12 protein-coding genes and 8 tRNA genes are annotated in these 17,299 nt (G+C 28.6%); 4 read left to right on the top strand and 16 right to left on the bottom strand.

Annotated features, from left to right (window positions below):
* From ileS to MAGA_RS01105, 12 genes are all read right to left on the bottom strand, one after another.
* A complete protein-coding gene (gene ileS / locus MAGA_RS01160) occupies positions 1–2,679 on the bottom strand; it encodes an isoleucine--tRNA ligase (protein WP_013021870.1) in 2,679 nt (892 codons plus the stop codon).
* A 243-nt stretch (positions 2,680–2,922) separates the two neighbouring features.
* Positions 2,923–4,542, bottom strand: a complete 1,620-nt coding sequence (locus tag MAGA_RS01155) for a CTP synthase (protein WP_013021869.1) — start codon at positions 4,540–4,542, stop codon at positions 2,923–2,925.
* A 94-nt stretch (positions 4,543–4,636) separates the two neighbouring features.
* Positions 4,637–4,712 (bottom strand) — tRNA-Phe (locus MAGA_RS01150).
* A 4-nt stretch (positions 4,713–4,716) separates the two neighbouring features.
* Positions 4,717–4,793: transfer RNA gene (locus MAGA_RS01145), tRNA-Asp, on the bottom strand.
* A 4-nt stretch (positions 4,794–4,797) separates the two neighbouring features.
* Positions 4,798–4,873 (bottom strand) — tRNA-Met (locus tag MAGA_RS01140).
* Positions 4,874–4,901: 28 nt separating this feature from the next.
* Positions 4,902–4,994 (bottom strand) — tRNA-Ser (locus tag MAGA_RS01135).
* A 1-nt stretch (position 4,995) separates the two neighbouring features.
* Positions 4,996–5,071: transfer RNA gene (locus tag MAGA_RS01130), tRNA-Ile, on the bottom strand.
* A 26-nt stretch (positions 5,072–5,097) separates the two neighbouring features.
* Positions 5,098–5,174: transfer RNA gene (locus MAGA_RS01125), tRNA-Met, on the bottom strand.
* Between the two features lie 7 nt (positions 5,175–5,181).
* Positions 5,182–5,258: transfer RNA gene (locus MAGA_RS01120), tRNA-Ala, on the bottom strand.
* A 1-nt stretch (position 5,259) separates the two neighbouring features.
* Positions 5,260–5,336, bottom strand: a tRNA-Pro gene (locus MAGA_RS01115).
* A 474-nt stretch (positions 5,337–5,810) separates the two neighbouring features.
* Positions 5,811–8,081: a S8 family peptidase gene (locus MAGA_RS01110; RefSeq protein WP_013021868.1), complete on the bottom strand. Its 2,271-nt coding sequence runs from the start codon at positions 8,079–8,081 to the stop codon at positions 5,811–5,813.
* Position 8,082: 1 nt separating this feature from the next.
* Positions 8,083–9,126 (bottom strand): ATP-binding protein, encoded by a 1,044-nt coding sequence (locus MAGA_RS01105; protein ID WP_013021867.1) that lies wholly within the window; start codon positions 9,124–9,126, stop codon positions 8,083–8,085.
* Between the two features lie 295 nt (positions 9,127–9,421).
* Here MAGA_RS01105 and MAGA_RS01100 point away from each other — a divergent pair, with 295 nt between their 5' ends.
* From MAGA_RS01100 to MAGA_RS04690, 3 genes are all read left to right on the top strand, one after another.
* Positions 9,422–10,702 (top strand): DUF4357 domain-containing protein, encoded by a 1,281-nt coding sequence (locus MAGA_RS01100; protein ID WP_013021866.1) that lies wholly within the window; start codon positions 9,422–9,424, stop codon positions 10,700–10,702.
* A 219-nt stretch (positions 10,703–10,921) separates the two neighbouring features.
* Positions 10,922–12,475 carry an AAA family ATPase gene (locus MAGA_RS01095; RefSeq protein ID WP_042509398.1) on the top strand — a complete coding sequence of 518 codons (1,554 nt, stop codon included), beginning with the start codon at positions 10,922–10,924 and terminating at the stop codon, positions 12,473–12,475.
* A 21-nt stretch (positions 12,476–12,496) separates the two neighbouring features.
* The gene (locus MAGA_RS04690; protein WP_052300247.1) at positions 12,497–12,901 is read left to right on the top strand and encodes a hypothetical protein; all 405 of its coding nucleotides are present in this window, start codon (positions 12,497–12,499) and stop codon (positions 12,899–12,901) included.
* A 154-nt stretch (positions 12,902–13,055) separates the two neighbouring features.
* Here the strand turns inward: MAGA_RS04690 and MAGA_RS01085 are convergent, their stop codons facing one another.
* A complete protein-coding gene (locus MAGA_RS01085; protein WP_013021693.1) occupies positions 13,056–14,084 on the bottom strand; it encodes an IS30 family transposase in 1,029 nt (342 codons plus the stop codon).
* 204 nt (positions 14,085–14,288) lie between these two features.
* On the opposite strand from MAGA_RS01085, the gene MAGA_RS01080 reads away from it, so the two are divergent.
* A complete protein-coding gene (locus tag MAGA_RS01080) occupies positions 14,289–14,711 on the top strand; it encodes an ATP-binding domain-containing protein (protein ID WP_235619430.1) in 423 nt (140 codons plus the stop codon).
* Between the two features lie 79 nt (positions 14,712–14,790).
* On the opposite strand, the gene MAGA_RS01075 is transcribed toward MAGA_RS01080, so the two are convergent.
* From MAGA_RS01075 to MAGA_RS01065, 3 genes are read right to left on the bottom strand one after another with little or no spacing between them, the layout of a single operon-like run.
* On the bottom strand, positions 14,791–15,453 hold the full coding sequence (locus tag MAGA_RS01075; RefSeq protein WP_013021865.1) for a ribulose-phosphate 3-epimerase: 663 nt from the start codon (positions 15,451–15,453) through the stop codon (positions 14,791–14,793).
* Positions 15,440–16,285, bottom strand: a complete 846-nt coding sequence (gene rsgA, locus MAGA_RS01070) for a ribosome small subunit-dependent GTPase A (RefSeq protein WP_013021864.1) — start codon at positions 16,283–16,285, stop codon at positions 15,440–15,442. Before rsgA ends, MAGA_RS01075 begins: the two co-directional genes overlap by 14 nt.
* Before the next feature lie 10 nt (positions 16,286–16,295).
* Positions 16,296–17,291 (bottom strand): serine/threonine-protein kinase, encoded by a 996-nt coding sequence (locus tag MAGA_RS01065; protein WP_013021863.1) that lies wholly within the window; start codon positions 17,289–17,291, stop codon positions 16,296–16,298.
* Between the last annotated feature and the right edge of the window lie 8 nt (positions 17,292–17,299).

Genomic DNA, 17,299 nt, shown 5'->3' with positions numbered 1-17,299 from the left:
TTACTTTCCGTTTACTTTTTGCACTATTTTATAGCATAATGGGCATAAATTGTCTTTAATTTGAGCAGGTGAAAAATGGTTCCAACATCTATTACATTTTTCGGACTTAAATGATTCTACTTTTGATACATTTCCAAATTCAATTGCGCCTACCATTAATAACTGCTTAAAATCATATCCTTTAATTACTTCACTAGGATTTTTAATTGTCACTTTAGCTTCATTAGTTCTTTTAATTAAGCCACTTTTAATAGCATTTTCTAATAGTAAGTTAACTTCGTCTTTAAGACTAAAAAACTCTTCTCACTCTTTTAAAACATTAGAATCATATGGCTTAACTATATCAAAATTCTCTAAATGAATACTTTCTAATTTATTTTTTTTATAAAAGTGCATATAGGCATCTTCGGCAGTAGTTGGAATAATAGGGGCAATCGCTTTAATTAAAAAGTTAGTTATATCATAAAAGTTTGCTAGTGTCATCATTCTTTCATTCGAATCAAATTCATGCACATATAAAATGTCTTTGGTTATGTTTAAATAAAAGCTTGATAACTCAACAACATATTTATTTATTGTCTTTATAACACTAGAAAAATTATATTCATCATAAGCTTTATATACTTTTTCTTTAATTGATTCTAACTCATTATATATGTATTGATGCACACCAGTCCTTTTGACCGATTCATCATATTCATAGCCATTTAGGTTACCTAACAAGAACTTAATTGTGTTCCTAATCTTACGGTAAATTTCACTGTTTTGGTTAATTATTTCATCGCTTATATTAACATCATTTGTATATTCAGCATTAGCAACTCATAATCTTAAAATGTCAGCACCATATTTTTTAATAACTTTAAGCGGATCAACAACATTGCCTTTAGATTTAGACATTTTTTCGCCTTTTGAATCTAAAACAAATCCGTGACTAACAATTTGTTTATATGGGCTTTTGTGTGTATAAGCAACTGAATTTATTAATGATGAATTGAATCAACCACGATACTGGTCACTGCCTTCTAAATATAAATCATATGGGGGCTTTAGTTTTTCATCAATTTCAACTGCAAGTGAAGTAGTGCCTGAATCGAATCAAACGTCCATAATGTCCATTTCTTTAGTATAGCCATTGTTTCTAAACTCTTCAGGTAATAATTCATCAGCCTCTTTTTCTCATCATATGTCAGTGCCATATTTTTCCACTAAGTCTATAACATAGTCAAATATAGCTGAATTAATAACTGGTTTACCATCTTTATCATAAAAAATGATAATAGGTACACCTCATGTTCTTTGACGGCTGATTGTTCAATCTTTTCTCTCACTTATCATGTTAACTAAACGCTTTTTGGCTCATTCAGGATAAGTGTTTATGCTTTCCAATTCATTAAGTAATTGTTGTTTAATTTTATCAATTGAAACAAATCACTGTGGAGTGCCACGGAATAAAATAGGTTTGTGAGTTCTTCAGTCGTGTGGATACGAGTGTCTGATTGTCCCTTTGGCTAATAAGGCTGATTTACTAGTTAATTCGTCAAAAATTTGCGCATTAGCTTTTTCATAAAATGTGCCTTTATATTTACCAGCTGCTTCATTGAGTACACCATCATCTTCAACATGCATTATCATTTCTAATGAATTAGCTGTTCCAATTTGAAAGTCATCCTCTCCAAATAAAGGCGCAATGTGAACTAATCCGGTTCCACTTTCTAAACTAACATGATGTCCAATAACAACAGGACAAACTAAATCATTTAACACACTTTTGTACTTAATGCCTATTAATTCATTAGCGTTAAAATCAACACTAATTTGTGCATTATCAAGTTTGCTTATTTCAATAAATTTATTAGCTAATTCTTTAGCAACAATATATCCTTGGTTATTGTGCTCAACTCTACAATAAACAAAATTTTCACCAATTGCAACTGCTGCATTAGCTAATAAAGTTCATGGAGTTGTGGTTCAAATAACTAACTTATCGCCGTTTTTGACTTTTTGAGAGCCATTTTGGTTCATTATTTCTAAAGCAACATAAATTGAAGGACTATCAACATCATGGTATTCAACTTCAGCTTCAGCTAAAGCTGTTTGGCTTGATGGTGATCAATAAACTGGTTTAAGACCTTTATAAACTAAGCCATCTAAAACCATTTTTTTGAATAATTTTAACTGAACAGCTTCAAATTTAGGTTCTTTAGTTTTGTAAATTTTCTTAAAGTCAGTTAATAATTGCAAGCTCTTAAACTGTGATATCTGATTTTCAATTTGAATATCAGCATATTCTGACGCTCTTTTTCTTAATTCAATAGGTGAAATAACTTTGTAATTAATTTTGGCATCAGTAAGCATTTTTAATTCGATTGGCAAGCCATGTGTGTCTCAACCAGGAACATATGGAGAGTAAAAACCCCGCATTGATTTATAACGAACAATAATGTCTTTTAAAATCTTATTTAACGCATGACCAATGTGGATGCTACCATTTGCATATGGCGGGCCATCATGAAGCACAAATGGAGTATTATTTTTGTTTTTTTCTAAAACCTTAGCATACAAATTGTCTTTTTCTCACTTTTCTCTAAATAAAGGCTCCTTAGTAGTAAGATTTGCACGCATTTCAAAATTAGTTTTTGGCATGTTTAGCGTTTCTTTGTAATCTATATCAGACATATTGCTCCTAGAATAAATATAAGTTTGATTATTATAATAAAACTAGATTATAAACTTAGCATAAGTTTATGTATTATATAAAAAATTCGTTTTATGCTAATTTAAATTATGTTGGCTTGGGTTTTATAAAAATACTAATATTGACCGCTGTGGCTGTTTTATAGTATTAAAAGGATTAATTAATTATTTTTGTTTTTTATACATAAAAACAAAAGCACACTAGTAAGTGAGCTTAGTTAATATTTATTTGTTTTGCTTATTCTCTCAGGTTTTTGCTAAAAATGTGTCAAACAAAGGGTTTGATCTAAGCACTTGGGTTGTAAATTCTGGGTGGTATTGTACACCTAGATAAAATGGATGATTTTTAACTTCGCATATTTCAGCAACATTTAATTCAGGATGAGTTCCTGAAAAAACAAAGTCTTTGTCTTCTAAAAGCACTCTGTATTTATCAGTTACTTCATATCTGTGACGGTGACGCTCATAAAATGCATCTGAGCCATAAATTTTTTGTGCAAGTGTGCCATCTTTTGCCTTAATTTTATCTTCACCTAGTCTTAGCGTTCCGCCAATATTCATTAAATCACCATTTTCATAAAATGGTGTAAGCACAAATTCTTGCTCTTTTGATTCATCTACAAATTCCTTGCTAGTAGCATTTAAAATACCCATCATTCTAGCTTGTGCAACTGTCATTGCTTGAAAACCTAAGCAAATTCCTAAAGTAGGAATTTTATTATTGCGTGTATATTTTGCTAAATTAACTTTTGCCTCAAATCCTCTTAGTCCAAAGCCAGGTAGAATAACTACGCCGTCATAGCCCTTTAATTCTGAAGCAATATTTTTGTCAGTTATCTTTTCCGAATCGACTAATTTATAGGTTAATTCGATATTTTGATGAGCTGAAGCAATCTTTAGTGAAGAAATAATTGATAAGTATGCATCTTCTAAGCCTGTGTATTTGCCAACTAATAAAATATTAAGTGGCTTGCATCTTTTTGAAACATATTTATTAGCAAATTCTTTTCAAGGAGCATTAGCTTCATAGTTAATAGGCTTATTTATTTTAAAGTGATTGTAAATTATTTGCAATATGCCGCTTGATTCTAAAAATAAAGGAATTTCATAAATGTTTGCTTTATCAGGAATGTTAATTACATTTTCAGGCTTCATAAAAGCATTAGCACTAACTTTTTGAATAATTGATGTGTCAATGCCTTCTTGTGAACGAAGCAATAATAAATTAGGATTAATTCCAAATGATCTTAGTGTTGAAATTGAAACTTGGCTAGGTTTAGATTTATATTCATTTGATGCTGAAAGATAAGGCACAAAAGCTAAGTGAGAAAACATCACATTTTCAGGATACAAGCTAGCAAATTTTGAAATTGCATAAATGTATGGACTAGATTCTAAGTCACCAACAGTTCCGCCAATTTCAATAAGCATAAAATCAGGATCTTTTTGCTTAGCTAAATTTAAAATAATTGAAATAATTTCATCAATTACGTGAGGCACTATTTGCACGGTTTTACCATTATAGTCGCCTCTACGCTCTTTTTCCAAAATTCTTGTAAAAATTCTTCCTGTAGTAAAGTTAGATTCTTTAGTTAACTTTATGCCAATAAATCTTTCATAGTGGCCTAAGTCTAAATCAGTTTCTCCCCCATCACTAGTAACATAAACTTCGCCATGCTCCAAAGGGTTCATAACACCTGGGTCAATATTTAAATATGGATCAAGCTTAAGTACAAAAATATTAAATCCTTGCGCTTTTAAAAGATTACCAACACTGGCAGCAGTTACGCCCTTTCCAAGTCCGCTTAATACACCACCAGTTGTAAAAATAAATTTAGTTTTCATATACACCTCAATAAATATATATAGTATTTTACTTAAAAATGTATATTTTTGGGCTAAAAAAGCAATAAAAAAAGCCCTTCGGGCATATTTGATATGGTGGCTCCGGCAGGAATCGAACCAGCGACACACGGAGCTTCAATCCGTTGCTCTACCTACTGAGCTACAGAGCCATTATGGCGGTCCAGACGGGAATTGAACCCGCGATCTCCTCCGTGACAGGGAGGCGTATTAAACCACTTTACCACTGGACCATATTGGTGGCGGAGGCTGGATTCGAACCAGCGATTTCAAGGTTATGAGCCTTGCGAGATGCCAACTTCTCCACTCCGCGATATAAAAGTTTAGTTAAAAAGAACAAATGGCGGGTGATGAGGGATTCGAACCCCCGCGGGCCGTGAAGCCCCTGCTAGTTTTCAAGACTAGTCCCTTCAGCCAGACTTGGGTAATCACCCATGGTGGACCTAACTGGATTCGAACCAGTAGCCAACCGGTTATGAGCCGGTTGCTCTAACCGTTGAGCTATAGGTCCTTCAGTTAGATACGTTTTCCATATAATGGTAGCGTCGAAGAGAGTCGAACTCTTGACCTTTCGGGTATGAACCGAATGCTCTAACCAACTGAGCTACAACGCCATAAAAATGGTGGAGGATATGGGATTCGAACCCACCACCTCCTGCGTGCAAGGCAGGCGCTCTAGCCAAATGAGCTAATCCCCCATGGTGAAGAAGACAGGATTTGAACCTGCGACCACTACGTCCCAAACGTAGCGCTCTGCCAAGCTGAGCTACTTCTCCGCTTTTTTTGGCTAGTGTTTAAAAAGCAATATTATTATACATTAGAAAAAATAAACCAAAAGCAGATTTTTATTTTTTTAAATACTGCTGTTGTTTATAAATTCTGTAGCAAAAAACTTGGCTAAATACAATTATAAGCTATGTTTTTTCTGTTCATAATAAAATGTTGAAACTTGTTGTAGGCTAAAAATATTTTTTGCATTGCTTTTGCTAGATTATTTTAAAGAACTCATTAATAAATTTCATCCTTATTAATAAGTCAATCTATTCCAAACATATCAAAATTTTTACTCATTTTCATATGGTTGAAAGTGAAATATTATGTTTTGATGATAGTAATTGCTTTTTGTTTCATAACTTTTAGGTTTCTTTTACAGTTTTAAATTTGAATTTTAAACTATTTTTTTAAACACAAAAACCCCCATTCCGTTACTTTTTAATCTGGATTGGGAGTTCAAAAAATGTTTAATAACTTTAAGAATTAAATTCTATTTGTTCATTTGATTTAGAAAAAATATTAATTTCATTATCAATTTTAACTTTTTTAACATATCATCTTTGACTAGACTGACATAGACTTATAAAATTTTCTAAACGGTTTTTTGTTTTATCTATGCCTTTTAGTGTTATTACAACACTAAATTTTATTTTTTCTTTATTTTCAATGTCTAATCTATCTTTTTTTGTTATTCTTATGCCTCAAAATTTAAGATTATTGTTCACTTTTATTGGCTTTCTAGGTTTGCCACCAGGGGTGGTTTCATTTTTTTCTATAATTTTAACTGTGTTTCATTTTGAAAACTCTTTTCTCGCCTCTTGCTCATTAATGTAAACGCCTTCATCATGATAAGATTGTCTATTTTCATTTAATGGTACTATTTTTAAACTATCATTGTCTTTCTGCATTGACCCAAGCTGAAAGTCTAGCTCGTTTTTAGTGTAATCAATACCTTGATTTCTATTGGTATCAGCAAAATAGACTAACGTTGCTTTTACAGTAAATGGAAAAGCGTTATCTTGAATAGGAACTGGAAATTCATAGTTATAAGTATGATATTCTTTTGTATAAGATGATAAAAGTACTTTAATTTCATGGTTTTTAGATTCAATAACATCATTTATTTTTTTAGGTACTACACCATATCCAACTATATTGCTATCATATATGCTAGGTATTGCAGAATGAATTATTAAAGCCTTAGCTTCTTCTTTTGAAAATTTTAATTTATGAATAAGATAAGCAACTTTTCTTGTTATTCATGGCGCTGCGAATGAAATACCAAAAATTTCATAAGCACCATTGGCTGTACAAGTTGTTATTGGTTTATCTTTGGTGCCACCATAATAACTTACATCCGGTTTGTTAAAAAAGTGTAAAACAGGCCCTTTTCTAGAATAATTTGTAGGATTATCCTTATCATCAACTGAGTTTACAACTATTGCGTTTATGGAATCTGCAGGAGATCCTATTCTTTTTGAATCTGATTCATCTATTTTTTTATTAGTTCCAGCTACTATAAAAATTACATCATTTTTATATTGCAACTCATCTAATAAATAACCCATAACTGATATTGAATTTTTATCAATTTCCAAATCTGAACCTAAGGATAAATTTCAAACTTTAATATCTTTATTACTTTCAACAATAGTTTTTATTTTATTATAAAGAGTTAAAGTACTATTTCGCCCTTTTTTAGCAACACCAAAATGTCGTACTCTAAATCTGCCACAATTATCCTCTAATTCTTTATTAAAAGATGGTCCATCAACAATAATAGAAGTTACAGCTGTTCCATGATCATAATCTTCTTGTGATAGAGATATTTCATCTGAAATTTCTTTCTTAAATTCTACTCATTTTGAAAAATAAACTCTTTTATCAAACATTGTATCTATAACTCCAACAATAGGTTCTATTGTGGGATCTGGTATAGTTAAAACACCATTATTCGAAGCTAAGTTATAATCATTATATTTTCAATCAATTTCATTTAGATCTTCAACAGACATTGATATTAGAAATGGCGCTTTTTCTTTTAATAAATTGTAAGGCTCACTGTCTAAATAAAATGTATTTTTATCAATTCTATGTAATATATTAAAATGAATGTCTAGTTCTTTTAATAATTTGATTATATCCACATTAATATCATATAAAGTTACTATTTTTTCATTTTTTAAACTGATATGAGTAGTTTTAACATTAAATTCTTCAATGTGTGACAAGTCAACAATTATAGAGCAAAATTGGGTTCTAGAAAAATCATTTGCTAATATGTCAATTTGTCCATTTCAAATTTGATCTATTAAATCGTTTGTGATAATGCTAATGCTATTTTGCTCCAGCTTATCAACTATTATCGAGACTTTATTAATTGCGTTCTTTAGAATATTTTTCTCAATGTAATATGTTATTAAATGTTTTTGTTTTGCATTACTATTTTCATAATCATCAATCAAACTAACACCAACTATTTTATTATTATTTTCTTTTATTGTTGAGTAAAATAATTTAGTTATTCTTTTACTTTTTGCAGCTATTGAATAGTATTTAGCATTTATTAAAGCATCAATTTTTAAAGTTTGTTTTTTTCAAAAGTTATAAACATTGTTTAATTGACCTAGTAGCATTTTAATATGATCTAATTTCAACTGCGTTTGGCCACTTAATTTTGGAATACCTGGCTTTAAAGGATTAGGTTTTGAATCAAATTCCCCTTTTAAAACTAATAACGAATTCATATTATTTTCCCCTTAATTTCAAGGCTGCACTACTTTTTGAAATGCCTGTTAATATCTCAATTTCTCTAACTGTAAAATTGTGTTCTTTTAACTTTTTTAAATCATATGGATCGTTAGTAATTTGTTTATATAGTCTTTTTAAATAATCATATTCACAATTAGGATCGCTTAAATAAATTGCTGACTTAATAATATTTTTCAATTCACCTGGGAGAGAAATATCATCCATTAAAGAAATAATCTTTCTAAATAATTTAAGCTCGCTTTTTATGTTTGTAACTTTTTGAATATAGTGTTTTAAAATAATCTCACTGATATCAATAAGATCCTCTCTTTGGTATCTATTAAAATTTAAAACTAAGTCAAATCTTCTGCTTAATGCTCTATCAAAATGTTTAAATAAATTAGTTGTAGCTATAAGAATAATATTTTCATTTAAACTATCTAATGCTTTTAAAATACTTGTAGTTACCCTGCCCATTTCTCTAACATCTTTTTGGTCAATACGTTCTAAAGCAAGAGCATCTATTTCATCAAAACAAATAATAACTTTTTCAGGATAAGAAATATTATTGATTGCAGAAAACAACTCAGAAATGTTTTTTCCAGTTTGTCCCAAATGAGAATCTATAATATTATTTGAATCAACAATAAATAAATCTCGGTTTAATATTCTTGCTATTTGTTTCACGCTTTCTGTCTTACCAGTTCCTGGAGGGCCTTGAAATAAAAATTTATTTATTGAAGCTTTACGATTTATTGCGTTAATTATCCCCTTAATGTCTTCGGATATTTTTTTTGGAAGGGGAAGTGGTTCTAAATTTGTTTGTAATTGAACTTTTTCAGCAAAAGGAATTGTTATGTCCGACATTAATTGAGGCACAAAATTGTTAGCACCACGCAACATTGAAAAAATATATTCACCTAGTTCATCATCATGCATTCTATAAAATTCTTCAGCTATTAAGTATGCTTCTTTTCTAAATGCTATATCATTTTCCTCTATATGGTATTGTATTAAATTTAATATATTAGCTTTTTTCATAATGGTAGTCCTCTTGTAAAAATATTATAAATAATTTTAGGACAAAAAAGCAATAAAAGGGACAAAAATAAAAATAATTTCATATTAAAAAGTTAATGGTTTTTAATATTAAAACCTTGAGTTTTAAAAGTCAATACAAAAATAATATTCAAATACAATATTAAATTTTATAAACGCTATAAGCAAAAATACAAAACTTTATATAATTTAAGGCTTTTTCTTTTATGCTACTTACATAAAGAATAAATATCAAATATAATTAAAATAATAAATTTTTTTAATTGAGGTTATAAAAATGTCTATAACATGGTTTAGCACTCAAATAATAGATAGCAATGATGGACAAATAATAAAATATAAATCTAAAAATTGAGTTGGAATAATTTATAAAATAACAAAGAATAAGCTTTCTAGTTTGCTAGCAAAACAGCAAGATTTTTTAAATCATGCAGGGATATATTTTCTAGTTAAACAAAATAATAGTAACTATAGTGTCTATGTTGGTCAATCAAATGTAAAAAATGATAATAAAGGAGTTTTATGAAGAGTATTTCAACATCTAAACTCAGAAAAAAGAAATGATTTTGACTATGTTTATATAATTGTAGATTCTCAAAGCAACATAGGAGCAACTGAGCTAAACTATTTAGAGCACTCTTTCATAAGGCTATTTACAGATAATAGCAATATTGAGTTATTAAATGACAATTGTGCTAACAAGGGAAATATTTCTAGTGAAGATGAAGCAGAATGAAATGTTTTTATAGAAAATGCTAAAACTATATTAAAAAATGTTGGTTTTGATGTTTTTGATAAAAAACAAAATTTTGGTCAACAAAAAGAAATTCAAGCCCTAAAACAAGAGGAACAAAAGCACACACAATCTTATGCAAATGATAATGAAGTTAAATACTATACTTTAAGGCAAAAATCAAAAGAAACAGAAAAAACCACCATTGCTTATTGCATTAACAAAGATGACAAATATATAGTATTAAAAGGTTCTCAAATTAGATTACATCAAAATGAACCAGAGTATTTTGCAAATCTATTTAAAACGATTAAAGAAAAAAGAGATAAATTAATTTTAGAAAATAAGATTATTGATGGAATTTTGCAAGAAAATCAGGAATTTAATTCAAAATCTTATGCAGCTGTTTTTGTTTTAGGAAATTCATCAGATGGCAAGATTTGAGTTGAAACTAATAATATTGATTATTTATATGCAAAACAAAAAAGTATAGATGTTAATAGCAAATATAAAGAGACTGTATTTTCATTGTCTAAAAATAGTAGGCTTGATAAAAACAAAAAAATAATTGCAACATTAAAGCAAGTTGAAGACAAAAGATTTATTTTGTTATCAGGTTCATCCATTGAACTTGCTGAAGCTCAACACTTTAAAGAACAAATGAAATACAATAGCATAAAAGAATTGCGAGCGAAGTGCTTTGCAAAACAAATCATTAGAGATGGTGTTTTACAACAAGATCTTGAATTTAAAAGTTTATCATCTGCTGCTGAATTTGTCTTAGCTAGATCGTCTAATGGTCACGTAGATTGAATTAAAAAATAAAGGCCTCATTTACACCAATTTGTGTAGACTTGAGGTTTTTATTTATACATTGTTTTAACTGCATTTAAGTTTAAATAGAAAATAAAAAATACTGAATTTTATATAACTTAACTAAATTTCTGTATACAAAAATTAGATAAAATAAAAATAGATAACATGTGTAAAAAGCTTTTTAAATAATCAATATAAAGCAAATTTATTAATAGTTTTGGGAAAGTTATGAAATCATTTATAGGTTATATAAAAGAATTTACTTACAATACAGATAAAGACTGAGCTGTTGCTAATTTTTATGTTTTAGATACCGAGAAAATCATTAAAATTAGTGGTAATATTAATAGCTTGCCTATTGAAGTTTTATATGAAATTCAAACAGATGAAAACCCAGAAGAAAAATATAATTCTGAAATTTATAGTTGTAAGTCATATAAGTTATTCACAGCTAGCGACAACCAAATATTTTTTGAATATTTGAAATCGGATGTGTTTAATAAAACTATTGGTGATGATTTTATTAAAAAATTAGAGTCATACTACCAATCAGATAATATTTGACAAGAAATACTTTCTAATAAAGAAAAGTTTCTAAGCATGAAGCAAGTACGAAAACCAGTTTTAAATAGTGTTTTTAACAAGCTTACTTTTAGTAATCTGAAACTAGAATTTCTTGCTAAAGACCTTGATTTAAATGTACTTGATAAACTAATAGAGCTTTACGCAGGATCATTTGATCTGATGCAAGAAGCAATTAAAAATAGTTTATATGAGATTAATTTTCAATACAAAATAGCTAGCCTAGAATCTATAGATAAAATATTTTTGTATTTTTTTAAAAATGATAGAAATAATGTTGCACGAATCGCACATTATTTACATAATTATTGTAACGAAATTCTAAATAACAAATCTAGTTCTTATACATATTTAGAAAATATAAAAAGATACTTTGACGATCAAGAGAAGTTTTTTATTCCAGTGGAGTTAAAAAAGAAAGTCATTAATAATGCAATAAGGTATGCAAAAAATAAAAAACTTCTCATTATTAAAAAAGATAGAATTTATACAGCTCAAACATATAATGATGAAATGACTATTGCTTCATTTTTAACTAATAAAAACAAAGTCAAAAAAATTAGGCATTCCAAATTTAAACAACATATAAAAGAAATCCAAGAAGAGACCAGAAAAGAACCAAAAAATGACAACTTTAAATATGATGAAAGTCAAATTAACGCACTAAGAAAGTTTATAGATAATAAATTTGTAGTAATTACTGGTGGCCCTGGAACTGGTAAGACAACTTTAATAAAAGGTATAGTAAAACTATTTAAAAAAGTTTATCCAAATGAAAGTTTTAAAATAGCAACCCCAACAGGAAGAGCAGCAGCAAGAATTAAAGAAAGTTTTGAAGAATCTGATGCTACAACTATTCATAAATTACTGCAATATGATCCTTCAACTGGTGAGTTTAGAAAAAACATATTCAATCCTTTAGATGAAGGTTTATTAATTATTGATGAAACATCAATGGTTGACAATAATTTATTTAGTATCTTTATTTCATCTATTGGAAATGCAAAAAGAGTCGTTTTTGTTGGCGATGTGGAGCAATTACCAAGTATTGGAATTGGTAATGCGTTTGAAGATATTATTAAATCTAAAAAAATAACAACTGTCGAATTAAAAAGTGCACACCGTCAAGGAAAACAAAGCAAAATTACTGATCTAGCTTATATGATCAGAAATAATAATTTTGACATCACAAAACTTTAAGAAACAGCAGAAAAAAGTGATTTGAAAACTATTTTTGTTGATGATCAAGAAAAATGCTTAACGAAAATTATTGAAAATTATCACTTCGAAAATAAAAATGACAAAAATAATAATGATTCTGATATTACAAATCAAATTCAAATTATTTCTCCCTTTAATAAAGGAACATTAGGAATAGAAGAAATAAATAAAAAAATCCAAGAAAAATTTAACAAAAACGAAAATGAAAATGAAAAATTAAATGCAAATGGTTACAGTTTTTATAAAAATGACAAAATAATGTATCTAAAAAATAAAAATGATTTGTCTAATGGTGATATTGGAATTATTAATAATATTGATAAGTCTGAAAGCAAAATGAATACCAATTTTAACAAAAAAGAAATTCTGCTAAATACTGCTGATCTTGATAATTTAACTCTATAAATTCTTAAAGTAAAAAGCGCCTTTTTTGAGTATCGGAAAAATAATACCAATTTTTGGAAGTTCTAACAAGAGAATGACTAAAAGAGTAAAAAAAAATAAAGAAAAGATACTTTTGAGTACTCAAAAGTGCGGAATTTTGTGTTGATGTTAATTTTTATTGCATTTGCTTAGCACATTTAAAGCCAGAAATTCCTTTATAAATTCTTGGGTGTGAATTTATAAAATCTGCTATTGGTTTTAGATCTTGACCAACATATCTATCTATAGATTTTCCTTTTGGAACGTATCTTCTTAATAGTCTATGAGCATTTTCGATACTACCTTTTTCTGATGATGAATAAGGGTGGCAATGAAAAATTTCTCTGATATATTCTATCTCTGGAAGTTTGTAATTTTCACTTCCGTTATCAATAGTTAATGTGTCAATAATAAGATTATTGTTCTTAATCAATTTCTCTAAATTTTCTTTTATTGCTTTTGCATTTCTTCTAGATAGAGTGCAATAAAACATTCTAGATTTTCTGTTGATTAATGTAAGAATGCAATAATTATCAGATCTTAAACCAATTACAGTGTCCATTTCATAATCGTTGTCATTTAATCTTAAATTAACTGATTCTGGACGTTCAGTAATAAGTTTGCCTATTGTCTTTTTCTTGGTTTCGTGCTTTACAGTTGTGCGGCTTCCATATTTGCCATTTGATTTATATGGAAGAATATCTAATTTTAGACCAAAAGTACTATGTTTAGCCAATATACGGTAAAAGTTTTGAACTGATGGAATATATGAATTCTGAAGTTTTCCTTGTGCTTCTAGTTTTCTTATGTATTTAAAAATAATGCTAGCAACAGACTGTTTAACGGCTTTATTTTCCAAGTTAAAACTATTTCTATTCTTTAAATAAAAGTATAGTAACTGCTCGTAAAACTTAAAAAAGTCAATGTGCTTCATCAGCAATTTAGGATTGTTTTCTAATCTTTTTGAATCGTTCCTTGTTTCAATTAAGTTTAAAAATTTGAGAGCACTAATTACATATATCGTTTTGCCTTTTAAATCCATACCACACAATTTACATTTCTTTTGGTATTTAGCATAACCACGCTTTGTCTCAATTTTAATTCTGTCAAATAAGTTATAAATTGATCTTGATTTAAACCCTACGATGTTAGAAACAGTTTTCATATCATAGCCTGCAATTAGTCTTTCAAGAATTTCTTTAAGTCTTAATGGGCTAATGTTATTTTTATTGGTTTTGAGATTTGACTTAGTTAGTATTTCATCTCAATGTGTTTCATCAATCACATAATGTACATAATTAAACTTGTACTTGCTGTGCAAATTTAGTTTTTTTTAAACAAGCATATGTCAGTTGAATAACTAGTATTTTTGTCATTGCTAATCATATATAATTTAAAAGCCTTTCTTTTTAAGTTAGTTACTCAAATTTTAACAAAAGGCAATAGAAAGCACCGCAAGTTAACTTGTGGTGCTTTTTACTTCGTTAATGAATATGATAATTTAACTCTTTGTTATGCTTGTACAGTTCATAAAACTCAAGGTAGCGAATTTCAAAAAGTGATTTTAGTGTTAGATCCAGAAAAAGGTAATTCCTTTATTAATAAAAAGTTAGTCTATACAGCTATAACTAGAGCTAAAGATGAACTAGTTATTATTACCAGCAAACAATCTTTTAATAAAAGCGTTAATCAAAGACCTGCTCAAAGAGATACAAGTTTAGCTAAACATATAAAAATAATGCATTGGAAAAAGAAATGAAGTCTTTTTACAAAAAGACAATATTGTCACTAAAATATATTTCTAATATAAAAAAAGTGTGGGTCTACACACATTTTTTGTTATCAAAAATGTAAATTTAAGCAACTAATATCTATTTAATCCCTAAAATGCTATTAATTCTTGCTTTGGTTGGATTTGAAACCATAAAAGTACCAGCTACACAAGCGTCAGCACCTGCTTTAAAACATTCAGGGCCAGTTACATCGTTTATGCCGCCATCAACTTGTATTAAATAATCATAAGCATGTTTTATTCTTAATTGTTTAAGTAATTTTATTTTATCAATTGCAGAAGGAATGAATTTTTGACCGCCTTTTCCTGGCTCAACAGACATAACTAATACTAATTGAATATAAGGCAAAAATTTCTTAATTTCTTCAACTTCAGTATTTGGCTTAATTGCAATTCCAAGCCTATAATCATGGTGTTTTTGTTTTAAAAACTTAAGTAATTTTGCTGATTCTACTGCTTCATAGTGAAAAGTTACAATATCAACTACATCTTTATATAAGTCTATATAATCCAAAGGATTTTCAACCATTAAGTGAGCATCTTTAAAGTGTTTTAGCCCTTTTTCATGAATGTTTTTAATTTCATCTAATTCAATCGCTAAATTTGGTACAAATTTGCCATCCATGACATCATAATGAATTCATTTTATACCTTCATTGACTAAAACATTAGCCATATTAAGCCTATTTTCAGGCTCAACATTTAATAATGATGGGGTAACATACTTATTATTTTTGTTCATTTTCAACCTCTTGCAACAACTTTAGATAATTATTATATCTAAATTGGGGAATAATATTGTCCTTAACAGCTTGTTTTATATTACAAAAGTTCTCAGGCTCATTTTGATGAAAGCAAGTTTTAAACTTACAAAATTTTCCTAGTTCCTTAAACTGCTTATATGAATAAGCTAACTGCTGCTTTGTTAAGTTTATATCTAAGCTAGAAAAGCCTGGTGTATCAATTAATTCTCCATTATCAAAAACATTAACAATTTGCACAATTCTAGTTGTATGCTTACCTCTGTTTGCAAATTTTGAAATTGCTTGGACAGCAAAATTACTGCCTGTTATTTTGTTAACTAAAGTAGTTTTTCCGACACCGCTTTGCCCCATTAAAACATTAGTTTTATTAGTGAATAATTTCGCAATATCTTTTACTCATTCATCTGTTTTATAGGATATTTCGTAAACTTTGTATCCTAAACTTTCATATTCATTTTTATATTTGCTTGTGCCTAAATCAGCTTTAGTAATAAATAAAACTGGCTCAATATTTGCACTTTCAATAAAAGCCATATACTTATCAACTAAAAAGCTTTGAAACTCTGGTTCATGAATTGACATTACAATGATGATATGATCAATATTAGCTACTTTCGGCCTTATAAATTCATTTTGCCTTTCATATATTTTAGTTATGTACTTTTCTTTTTCAAATTCGACATAATCTCCAACTAAAGGCACTATGTTTTTATGTCTAAAAACACCTAGAGCAGGTAAATTATGAAAATTGTTATTTTCATCTTTAATTGAATAAATTCCAGAATTTATTGAGTAAATTTTTCCCTTCAAGTTTACATCCTTATACTGATAAAACTATAATTGCAACTATGACAGCTAAAATAATTAAGCTGAAAATAACAAGCATAGCAATCAAAAAACCTTTGCTGTTTACTATCTCCGTAATCGTTTTTTTAGGCTTCATTTTCTTAGCATCAATTGGCTTTTCAAATATTCTTTTTTCTGAAAGTGCTGTTTTTAAATCCTCTGCCATTTCCCACGCACTTGAGTATCTATGAAATGGATCTTTTGCAGTTGCTTTAATAATTACATTTTCTAGTGCTTGCGTAGTTGCGATTTTGTCAGTTAGCTTAGGCATTGGCATTGTTTTTTGCAATATTAAAGTTTCATCAGCTTTCTTGCCTTCAATTGGATATTTGCCAGTTAGCATTTCATAAAGTAAGATTCCGATTGCATAAATATCTGTTTTTTTAGTAGGCTCATTATCAGCACGGCAGAGCTCAGGTGCCATATAATAAACTGAACCCACAACTTTTGAGGCTTGTGTAAATCTTTGACTATCAGGATCTAGTGAAAGACCAAAATCTAATATTTTTACATGACTATTGCTAGTTATGATGATATTGTTGCTCTTAATATCACGGTGAATAATATTATTCGAGTGCAACTCTTGCATAGCTTCACATATCTGTCTTACATAATTTATTGAGCTATGAGGATTAAGCACGCCATTTTTTTTAATTAATTCTCTTAAGCTTTTGCCCTCAACATATTCCATTACTAAATACTGCTCATCATCGCCAATATATGATTCAACATAGTAAGGAAAATAATCAGATTTAACTTTTTGCAAAATTGCAATTTCTTGTTTAAAACGGCTAATTGCCACATTTTTGTCACTATCAGGCTTAATTACAAAATATTTAAGTGCATAAACTTCTTTAACAACTGAATCAGAATTTAATAATTCGACTTTAAAGACTTTGCTAAAGCCTCCTTCGCCAATTTTTGTAAGCACCTTGTACTTTTTATAGACCCTGCTATTTGATGGAATCATTCTAATGC

Origin of the sequence: Mycoplasmopsis agalactiae (genome assembly GCF_000089865.1) — a bacterium.
GTDB lineage: Bacteria > Bacillota_I > Bacilli_A > Mycoplasmatales > Metamycoplasmataceae > Mycoplasmopsis > Mycoplasmopsis agalactiae_B.
Note: the sequence above shows the minus strand (reverse complement) of the source record. Positions and strands in the feature narration are given on the sequence as shown.